9 protein-coding genes and 1 riboswitch are annotated in these 8,103 nt (G+C 47.6%); of the genes, 2 read left to right on the top strand and 7 right to left on the bottom strand.

Annotation, left to right across the window (positions count from 1 at the left end; all coding sequences use genetic code 11):
- Positions 1-331: 331 nt before the first annotated feature.
- The 7 genes from ACCI51_RS19135 to ACCI51_RS19105 form a co-directional block, all read right to left on the bottom strand.
- Positions 332-556: an IS66 family transposase gene (locus ACCI51_RS19135; protein WP_371845027.1), complete on the bottom strand. Its 225-nt coding sequence runs from the start codon at positions 554-556 to the stop codon at positions 332-334.
- A gap of 414 nt (positions 557-970) precedes the next feature.
- Entirely contained in the window at positions 971-1,414 is a 444-nt protein-coding gene (locus ACCI51_RS19130; protein ID WP_371845026.1) for a YtoQ family protein, read from the bottom strand.
- Positions 1,415-1,580: 166 nt separating this feature from the next.
- A complete protein-coding gene (locus ACCI51_RS19125; protein WP_371845025.1) occupies positions 1,581-2,042 on the bottom strand; it encodes a nuclear transport factor 2 family protein in 462 nt (153 codons plus the stop codon).
- A 209-nt stretch (positions 2,043-2,251) separates the two neighbouring features.
- Complete coding sequence (locus ACCI51_RS19120; RefSeq protein ID WP_371845024.1) at positions 2,252-3,148, bottom strand: phosphotransferase; 897 nt, start codon at positions 3,146-3,148, stop codon at positions 2,252-2,254.
- On the bottom strand, positions 3,141-3,806 hold the full coding sequence (gene pnuC, locus ACCI51_RS19115) for a nicotinamide riboside transporter PnuC (RefSeq protein ID WP_371845023.1): 666 nt from the start codon (positions 3,804-3,806) through the stop codon (positions 3,141-3,143). The genes ACCI51_RS19120 and pnuC overlap by 8 nt, the downstream gene beginning before the upstream one ends.
- Positions 3,784-4,062, bottom strand: coding sequence for a hypothetical protein (locus tag ACCI51_RS19110; RefSeq protein ID WP_371845022.1), 279 nt, complete (start codon positions 4,060-4,062; stop codon positions 3,784-3,786). Before ACCI51_RS19110 ends, pnuC begins: the two co-directional genes overlap by 23 nt.
- A 152-nt stretch (positions 4,063-4,214) precedes the next feature.
- Positions 4,215-6,392 (bottom strand): TonB-dependent receptor, encoded by a 2,178-nt coding sequence (locus tag ACCI51_RS19105; RefSeq protein ID WP_299587354.1) that lies wholly within the window; start codon positions 6,390-6,392, stop codon positions 4,215-4,217.
- 57 nt (positions 6,393-6,449) lie between these two features.
- Positions 6,450-6,566: riboswitch (TPP riboswitch) on the bottom strand.
- Positions 6,567-6,802: 236 nt separating this feature from the next.
- On the opposite strand from ACCI51_RS19105, the gene ACCI51_RS19100 reads away from it, so the two are divergent.
- A complete protein-coding gene (locus ACCI51_RS19100; RefSeq protein ID WP_371845021.1) occupies positions 6,803-7,177 on the top strand; it encodes a hypothetical protein in 375 nt (124 codons plus the stop codon).
- Positions 7,178-7,300: 123 nt separating this feature from the next.
- Entirely contained in the window at positions 7,301-8,077 is a 777-nt protein-coding gene (locus ACCI51_RS19095; protein WP_371845020.1) for a nucleotidyltransferase domain-containing protein, read from the top strand.
- The last annotated feature ends 26 nt before the right edge of the window (positions 8,078-8,103 follow it).

The following is an 8,103-nucleotide window of genomic DNA, read 5'->3' as shown; positions in this document are numbered from 1 at the left end:
AGAGCTACTTATAAAAGTGCATTGCCCGTTTTGCCAGTCCATCCCCTTGCGCCGCTCTCGCTAGGGTTCGAATTTTCGCCGGGCATGTGCATTGTAATGATTTGGGTACAGCTGTCTGCCCAAACAACAATTCAAAAATTGGATCAGCATCGCAATGCAGTGTGTCTTTAAAGCCGGTAAACCAGTCATTTACGAAATTTTTGTGATCAGCGGCATTATATTCATAGAGGATAGCTTCCTTTCCCGGAGGACCACCTCGGAAACAGTAGGCATAAGATTTTCGGCTTGCTGGCCGGCCAGGTTCATTAAGAGCTTGGAATGTGGTGGCATCCTAAGCCCCAATATCGTAGCCAATGACGCCATCTATTAGAAAATTGATCAGTGGTTGTCGGGGAGTGGCACAATCGATAACAGTACGAGCCATGGTTTGACGAGGAAAGCTAAAGCCGGCACGGGTCTCAAACTGTTCTTCCAAGTGATAGAACGGCTGTCGATCATCAAGCTTGCTGGCTATGAGGTGGGCTTGAACGGATTCGGTAAACTTAGCCTTGGGCAGTATATGCTTTGGCTTGGGAGTCTAACTTTTCCTTGAGGTCTATAGACATCTTGCCAAAAAAATTGATGTGAATAGTTATTTGGGTGGGGCACTTGTCGGTTTAAGTTCTCAGGGATTGTGGGGGGAATGTATGTCCATTTTATTTCGATATTTCTTTTATATTGATGAAAGCTTTCACACTGTTATTAAAATGATGCTTCTGATTTTAATTATATGTTCCATTATTTTGTTGTGTCGCAAGTCAGCTTCCTGACTCCGACTTGTATATTTATCGTCTAATTATAAATTTGTTAAGCTTAACACCTCGCTGGCTTAATCAGTGAAGACAGCTTGGCGTAGATAGGTCAGGGCAGTTTATCAAATCTATATTATGAACCAACGCTGGCTTTTGGCCGGCGTTGGTGGAACTTGCTATTAGGCCTGGGTGGTGAGGTATTTTAGGATGTTGACTATTTGCTCAGGATTCTGTGCCCAGGCTTGGGCTGAGCCATCTACTTCTTTCAGGGCATGTACTAGGGATTCATCGTGCAAAGTGATGTACGGTTTTCCCAAGGCCGCACAGTAGCCTGCATCGAAGGCAGCATTCCATTGCTTGTATTTCTCACCAAACCGAATGATGGCCAGGTCACAACTCTCAATGGCGTGCTTGATTCGAATAGCATTGACTTTGGCCGACTTATGATCTCGCCAAAAAGAGGTGGATTCTTCACCAAGGCCGTCACCGGCGGCATCACTGGCATCGTGCTCGGTAACGGCGGATGAAAAGGTGATATTCAGTTCCTGGCGCTTACAACCCTCGATGATTTGGGTTCTCCAGTCAGAATGGATTTCACCGGAAAGGTACACTTTGAGCTTCATGGGGCGGTCTCCTGGGGTATTCAACGCAATGTGTCGTATTGTGGTCGCATATTTTACATGATGCCCTGGGAGAGAGGGAAAAGTTGTAAAACGGTGGTATCCGCAATGGGCTTAAAAGCGGACACCAGAGTGAACGACAAGACTGCCCTTTTAATTTACAAGTGGGTTATAACTTTTGCTCAATAAAGTTGACTTTATCGGGTGTTTTACCTGCGGGAAGCCGGGTGGAATGCATTTGGGCGAGTAGCCAATCCCCCTCGACCTTGGCAAGTACCGCACTCTCCAGCCATATAACTTCCTCGCTGGCGCCTTTCTGGGTGAAGTTAGCTTTATTCCAGTAGTTAATGGTGAGCAGATCACCCTGCTGTTCGTAGTTGATGATGCTGAAGTAATTGGTTCTGGTATAGCCTGAAGGTTTTACGACTTTAACAAGGTCATCGATTGTCCAGATTTCGCCATGCTCCAAAAGAATGAAAGAATCGGTAACGGTGCTTCGCATTTTCTGGTGGTCAAACTTGGACATAGCGGCAAAAAGCTTGTCGATCGTTCTAAAGGCCTCGGGTCTTTTTTCGGCGTAGCTGCTTGTTGTCGCCAGAAGGAGCAGAAGTGTAATGAGGGCTCTGGCCATGATGCGTATATCCTTATATTCGTTGGAGTGAATAATCAATCGATTTGGTCCGCAGTGATTATATGATTGCAGGGTCTTGGCTGGTCAATACCATTCTGGGGCGTTTGAATGGAAAATACTTACTGAAGGGGGTATAGGCGTAGTAGGTTTAGCGTACACGCTTTCTTTGCGTTGACAGAAATTTACTGTAATGCGGCAACATAGGTTTGTTAATGGCTAAGTGGGATCAACTGTAACAATGTTTGGCATTGAGTGTTAATTGCCCCTGAGTCTGTGCGATCCTTTTTTGTGCTCCACTGCACCGCATGCCAAAGCACACAAAGATATTTGTAGATCAGGCGCCAATGAAGCAGTCGCCGCCAGTCATTCCTGTTGAGCGGGCGCTGGAGATAGCTAGAGAGCAGCTGTTGTTGTTGCGCCAGAGATAATTGATGTTCTTCGACCAATGCGGCAAGGTCATAATAGTGATCCCCCATGGAAGCATATTCCCAGTCGATAGCGATAAGCTTCTCGTCAGTGCTTTCTATTAGGTTTTCTTTGGTTAGGTCATTATGGCAGAGGCAAGAGCCTTCTCTATAATCTTCGACAGTACGAATACTGCTGGATAGCGCGCTGCGCAAGCGCGCAAGAAGCGAGTAAAAATCGGCTTGAGTACTAATGGATGGCCAATAGTTTTCAGCCTTTTGTTCGATGCCGAGTTGGCTGTTGACCGGGGGTAGAGCGTGTATTCTGTTGAGTAGCCTGGCGAGCCGTTCTATAGCGCCAGGTCTCTGTTTATGCCAGGGCTGGCCCTGAATAAATCGTGTTACCAGGTATTCATGTTGAGGGTCGCAGTAGACAAGGGGGGCGCACAGTCCGGCATGGGTGGCTCTATCGAGGACCTGGGCTTCGGTTGCCCGGTCGAGGTCGAGAGATTGGCTAAGCGGGGAGTTATGGCGAAGTACTAACAGCGCTTCCCCTGATGAGATCAGATAGGTTCGATTAGTCAGTCCACCGGTCATCGGTCGGACGAAAAGTGGCCTGGACTCGCTCCACAGGCGCCAGTCACTGGGAATAACGGCACTTGGGCTAAGCGCGCCATCAGTAGGGTCCCAGCTGCTAGGCATCGGAAGCTAGGCCGCTATTTTCAGGGGTTAATCCTACTGGTGCAGTAAGGCTTTGTTTGTTATAGATCGCTTTCCATTGGAAGAAGCCAATGATCACCAGTACCACATAGAGTAAAAATAGCAGCGCCGTAAGGTGGAGTCCTCTATCCAGGTAGAGATAAATGGAGGCTCCATCCACTACAATCCAGTAGATCCAGTTTTCCAACACCTTGCGCGTAACCATAAAGGTGGTAACCACCGCTCCAAGGGTGGTGAAGGAATCGAGATAGGGTAGCGCGGCGCTGGTAAAGTTATCTAGCAGATAACCGAATACCAGGGTTAGTATGGCAATACCACTGAGCACTATTAAGTGGGTTTGCAGTCTCCACCGGTGAATCTTAAGATCTTTCTTTTTATCCTTGTGGTGGCGCCATTGCCACCAGCCATAAACAGCCATGACCAGATAGAAAATCTGAAGTGCGGACTCCATCAGCAGGCTGACATCCCAGAATAAAACCAAATAGATTGCGGTACTGGCGAATGCGGCATACCAGCAGCTGATTTTCTCGCGCATCGCCAGTAACAGGTAGGCGAGGGCCAGAATAACTGCTGCAACTTCCCACAGGGACATGGCCGCAATTGAGGTGCGAATAATTTCAAGAAACTCGGGGGCAAGCATGGGGTTCTGCCGGGGCTAGGTCGCCATCGATAAATTTACAAACAAAAATGGCGCGTCCAAACTGTTCGTAGGATTTACGCATTTCTATTTTTAGTATATCCATTAGTAAATCATACTCACCAAATACCTGAGTGCTCATGGTGTTGGTGATCACTCTCAGTCCTGAATGACTATTCAGGCGCTCAATAAAAGCCTGAATACTGGGGAGATATTCATCTTTTAGTGGGTACATGCTGATTTCTACTGAGAGTTGCATAGTTTTTCCCATTATTCGCAGAGGGGCTAGTGGTAACGATTCTCAATTCTTCGCTAGCTAACCAGATTAAGCCCGTGAATAGCAGGTACGCTATGTATCTAATATTTCACGGGCATTTATCGGAGTTTGTCGGCTACATTACCGATGATTTGTCAGAACGTATAAGTACCGGTTACCCCGGCAATACGAGGCTCACCCTGTTGATAGTAAGGTTCAGGAGCATAGAAATTGGCTGGATTGTTGCCATATTCATTGCTGAAATAGAAACCTCTTGTGTAATAGTCCTCATTAGTCAGATTTCTACCCCACAGGGAGACTTCCCAGCTGTCAGCCCGGTAGGTGAGGCGGGCGTTGAGCAATTCGTAGGCAGTGGATTTTTCATTGTGGCTATTGGAGAAGAAAAACTCATCCTTGCCCTCCAATTCCAGGCGTAGTACCCAGTGAGCACTGAGATCAATCTCGGTGCCAGTGAAGAACTGATAGCTTGGTGCATGAGCAACATCACGCCCATCCAGATTTACCGGCAGCACTGTACCGGTTTCTTCGTCCTTCTTCGTATCTACGTGGGTGCTACTAATAAAGTTTTCAAACTCGGCGTTCAGCCATCCTGCGGAGGCGAAAAGGCGTACAGTTTCCGTAGCCTGGAAATTTATTTCCGCCTCAAAGCCGAAAGTTTTACCGCCCGCTGCGTTGCCCAGATACTCTCTAAACTTTTTACTCTCTGGGTTGAAAAGTGACTGTTTGGCTTGAACATCGTTGCGATCCTGGTAGAAGGCTGCTAGCTGGGCCTGTAAACGGTTATCCAGCCAATTGCCTTTGGCTCCAAGTTCGTAGTTAAGCAAATGCTCTGTATCGAACTCGAACATCTCACGGTAAGCTTCTACATTATCCGCGAACTCTGCGATGATTGCCCCGTTTACCCCCCCTGTCTTGTAGCCTCGTGAAACGGTGGCGTATAGTAAAGTGTCTTCGGAATAATGATATTCCAGGGTTATATTTCCACCCCACAAGTCCTCACGGCTATCTGCCTTGGTCGTATAGGAATCAGAGTAATCTGCACTGCGCTTTTCCAGGCGGAGCCCGCTAATCAGGTTAAGGGTGTCGGTCAGTGTGGTGTTCAGCTGTCCGTAAACTGCGCTATTTTTGGTATCAAATTCACTGCTAAAAAAGCTGTATTCAGTGATTGTGCCTTCAGTTGCTCCTGAGGCCTGTAAGAGGTCTTCTTGTTCATGGCGATGATAAACCCCCAGTACCCAGCTAGTGCGTCCTGCAAAGAGTTTGGAGGCCTCGGTGGAGAGCAGGCGTAAATCCATGCTGGTATTGTCTTTGTCCCGCTGGTAATTATCGGTTTGACTGTAACCCCAGGGGTGAAAGCCGATATAACTCCAGTCCTCATCGTATCCGTACTCGGTATCGGAGTTGGCAAAGCTTAGGGTGGCTTCAAGAGTGAAATTTTCGTTACCCGACCACTGCCCAGTTAAAGCGCCTGCCCAGGTTTCCTGCTTGTCCCGACCGGGCTTGTCGGAGAGGGTTTCGCGGGTATTGTATAAAGAGAAGGCATCGTAGCCGTTATCGGCATCAAGGTAGAAGAGTGTCAGGCCGAGTTGTAAGTCATCACTGGGTGAGTAAGCCAGTTTGCCACGCAGCACGGACTCATCAATATTGTTAGTGTCATCGCGGCCCAGGTACTGGTTTTCCATATAGCCATCGGACTTTCGTTCGCTGGCGGCAATACGGAAGCCAAGCTGGTCAGTCAGGCTGCCGCTGCCAATGGCTGAGAGGCTGTGGCCACCATATTCACTCAGTTCGGCAGAGACCTTGCCTGTAGTTTCTGAAGTGGGTGCGGCGCTGCGCATATTGACCAGGCCGGCTAGGGCATTGGCACCATACAGGGTGCCCTGAGGGCCGCGGAGGATCTCTATCTGTTCGATATCCAGGGTGCTGGCAGCCAGGCCAAGACCAGTGAAGTCTATCCCATCAATGACCAAACCTACGGAAGGATTTACTGGGTCGATAAACTGGCTGCGCTCACCAATACCGCGAATCTGAATAAAGCGTCCCCGTGAAGCGCCAGTAGAGAAGTTGACATTTGGTGCCATGTTCAATAGCTGGTCCAGGTTGCCAGCTCCTCGCGCCTCAATACTGCTAGCGTCCATCACACTGACGCTGCCTGGCAGATCGAGCAGGTTGGTATCGCGCAGTTGAGCCGTCACTACCACCTCTTCAAGCCCCCTGTTCATGGGCTCTGCAGCTAAAGCCAACCCACTAGGCGAGCCCACAATAAGGCCGATGGATAAAGCAATCGGGTGGATTGTGAACAGTTTCTTCATGGTTCTCTCTCGGATCAACACTAATGAAAGAGACCCGGAGCGCGACGAGGGGAGGGCTTTGGCATGCCTACCTATTCCTACGCCGGTATTAACCGGATCAGGTTCAAGGGTTTGCTTCAAAAGATCTTCTTGATCTCGCAGCATCTCAGGCCTTGGCCACCCCTTAGGTTTTGCGGGCGCGATGATAGCAGATGTTTCATCATTATGGGGAAGGAGGCAGCTTTGTACCCCTCTAGGTGCTTGTTCATAGGCGTTTGAAGCGGCAGGGACCAGCAAGACTAGGCCGTGAATTGCTTTTTTCGGTGGCCCATTACTTGTTTGTGTCAGGAAAGTGGATGGATTAAAAGGGAGAGGTGAAAATGTTTTCTGACGAATTTAGTGTGAGGTACAAGTTTCTGCACAGGAGAATATTGAATATAATTGCATCCTGCAGTGTCTCGGCTGTGGCTGAATTTTTTGAGGTTGGATTAGAAGTGAAAAATTGTCCTGGTTGTAATGAAAAGCCAATATCCTTGGTCGGATGGTGTAGTGGTATTAACTCGATAAAATGTATCTGTAAAAGTTGTGGTACTGCTTTATCGGCAAATGTAACAACCTGGGTGGTGCTGCTTGCCATTGTTGTTGCGATGTATGCGGTTGCTTATACCTCAGTGGTTCACTTCGATGTGCAGTTTAAGCAAGACCGCTTGTTAATAATCGGTTTGACCTCCATTCCTGTTCTGGCTGGATCATTGCTGGGATATATGATTGGTGGTTACGAGATAAAAAAAGTCGCTAGAAAATAGAGGCAAAGCAAAGGCTGGACTCGGGTTGGTATTCATTCGCTATACGTATGCAAACCTGTAAGCTGGGTGTCCCGAGTACGGTGTATGCCTTATTTTGCTCAAGCCGTATATTGGTGTATGCATATGGAATTGGTGATACAAGATAGATTGAAAGCACTGGAATCTGAGAAGGGCATAGAAATTTTGTATGCCTGTGAATCTGGCAGCCGGGCATGGGGCTTTGAGTCACCAGATAGTGACTGGGATGTGCGTTTTATTTACAAGCGAGATCTTAACCACTATCTGACTCTTGGAAACCCAAGAGATGTTGTGGAGGTGCCCTTTGATAAAGCTCTGGGTGATGAGCTTGATCTGGTTGGCTGGGATATCAGCAAGGCATTGGGTTTGTTGCGGGGAAGTAACCCGACATTGATTGAATGGTTGTTCTCTCCAAAAATTTATCTCTATCAGCAAGAGGTTTTGGATGAGCTTCGTAGTCTTGCCAAAAAATGCTGGCAACCAAGAGCCTTGGCGCACCATTATATAAGTATGGGATTTAATTGTTACTCCAAATTTGCTCGAAAAAATGATGAGGGTTCCAAAGAAATTAAAGTCAAAAAACTGCTTTATGTAATGCGTTCTATCTTAAACGCACTTTACATAAAAAGATTTATGACTATTCCCCCGGTCGATTTTTTGCAGATGTGCAAAGAGTTGCTGGCGAACGCACAAGAGGAATGGTTGCTGCAGTTGATATCCAGTTTGATTGAGAAGAAGAAAGGGTTGGATGAAGGCAATCTAGTCGTTCTGGACGCTCGCCTTGATCGCTGGATTCATGAAAATTTGGACCGTGGGGTGGCCAACTCCATTGAGGAGCGACCTAAGGAAGCTCTGAAAAATAGCTTTCTAGCTCTAAATTAGGTATCACACAATAAAAAAATGACTGT

This window comes from Microbulbifer echini, from assembly GCF_041447225.1.
Taxonomy (GTDB): domain Bacteria; phylum Pseudomonadota; class Gammaproteobacteria; order Pseudomonadales; family Cellvibrionaceae; genus Microbulbifer; species Microbulbifer echini.
The sequence above is the reverse complement of the archived record's forward strand: the minus strand, read 5'-3'. Positions and strand labels throughout refer to the sequence as shown.

Bases quoted from the DNA above. Each gene is read 5' to 3' on its own strand.
- ACCI51_RS19130 (WP_371845026.1), bottom strand. From the start codon at position 1,414: ATGAAGCTCAAAGTGTACCTTTCCGGTGAAATCCATTCTGACTGGAGA.
- ACCI51_RS19125 (WP_371845025.1), bottom strand. From the start codon at position 2,042: ATGGCCAGAGCCCTCATTACACTTCTGCTCCTTCTGGCGACAACAAGC.
- ACCI51_RS19120 (WP_371845024.1), bottom strand. From the start codon at position 3,148: ATGCCTAGCAGCTGGGACCCTACTGATGGCGCGCTTAGCCCAAGTGCC.
- pnuC (WP_371845023.1), bottom strand. From the start codon at position 3,806: ATGCTTGCCCCCGAGTTTCTTGAAATTATTCGCACCTCAATTGCGGCC.
- ACCI51_RS19110 (WP_371845022.1), bottom strand. From the start codon at position 4,062: ATGCAACTCTCAGTAGAAATCAGCATGTACCCACTAAAAGATGAATAT.
- ACCI51_RS19105 (WP_299587354.1), bottom strand. From the start codon at position 6,392: ATGAAGAAACTGTTCACAATCCACCCGATTGCTTTATCCATCGGCCTT.
- ACCI51_RS19095 (WP_371845020.1), top strand. From the start codon at position 7,301: ATGGAATTGGTGATACAAGATAGATTGAAAGCACTGGAATCTGAGAAG.